The following is a 1,013-nucleotide window of genomic DNA, read 5'->3' as shown; positions in this document are numbered from 1 at the left end:
TGATTATCTTTATTTTTCTTAATAGAAGTGAAAATTTTATCTAAAAAAATCTCTGTTAATTCTTTATATTGAAAATAATCATAGTAACCATACATACTGCATATAGCAATTTGAACTGTTATAGGATTAAAAATATTTACATTTTCAATTATATCTTTATATACCTTTTGAACGTTCTTTGTCATTTTGACAAGTAAGTCACTAAATCTATAACACATCGAATAATCATAAAATTCTTTTTTAAACATTACTTTTAAAACCCAGTTATATAATTGATTTAAGTAAACTATATTAAAATCATCTTCTGCTTCAAATCCATATACGTCTACTAATATCATAAAAATTTTATACTCATCTCCAACTTCAAACTTATTTTGCAATACATAATCTATAAATTTTTTTTGATTTTCAACAGAGGTTCCCAAATCATCAACTAAGTCAGAATATTCCTCATCATCCATTAACGCTACATCTGTATTAAAATATTTTTTCAATCTCATTATTATATCCATTTTAACCATCCAATCAACTATAATAATCTTCTACAATCCATAGTTTATAATTTTTTTAGACTAACTTATTTGGGTTCTATTTTAACTGGTATAAATTTGCCCATACTTGCATCAGGAACCCCTAATGATTCAAATATCTTTGATATTTCAACTGCTTGTGCAGCATTCGGCTCATAATGCCCCGATCCATTATTCCAATACTCCAACTGTCCTTTATTATTAAATTTTATCTCTCCAGCATATTTCACTGGTTTCCTCCACTTAAACTAGTATGTCCTCCATCCATTCCAAGTTTTGTTGTTTTTGCCATTTGTAAATTTCCCTCTGCATCTATAACATAAGTATATTTTCCTTTAATCGTATACCCTGTTTTGGCATCTTTATATTTTCCATCTATTAAAGTAGGATTTTGCCGCGGACCATCATAATGTACTTATGTCAATAATGTGGACACATTTATCTTGTCTATTATGAAATTTTTTTCAAATATTCTTTAGGAGA

Annotated in this window: 2 protein-coding genes; both read right to left on the bottom strand. The window is 27.2% G+C overall.

Features of this window, described 5'->3' with window-relative positions; translation table 11 throughout:
• On the bottom strand, positions 1 to 512 hold a 512-nt coding region (locus NK213_RS20200; protein WP_253352696.1), incomplete at its 3' end, for a hypothetical protein.
• A gap of 65 nt (positions 513 to 577) precedes the next feature.
• Positions 578 to 760, bottom strand: coding sequence for a hypothetical protein (locus NK213_RS20195; protein WP_253352694.1), 183 nt, complete (start codon positions 758 to 760; stop codon positions 578 to 580).
• Positions 761 to 1,013: the final 253 nt, after the last annotated feature.

This window comes from Sebaldella sp. S0638 (assembly GCF_024158605.1).
Classification (GTDB): domain Bacteria; phylum Fusobacteriota; class Fusobacteriia; order Fusobacteriales; family Leptotrichiaceae; genus Sebaldella.
The sequence above is the reverse complement of the archived record's forward strand: the minus strand, read 5'-3'. Positions and strand labels throughout refer to the sequence as shown.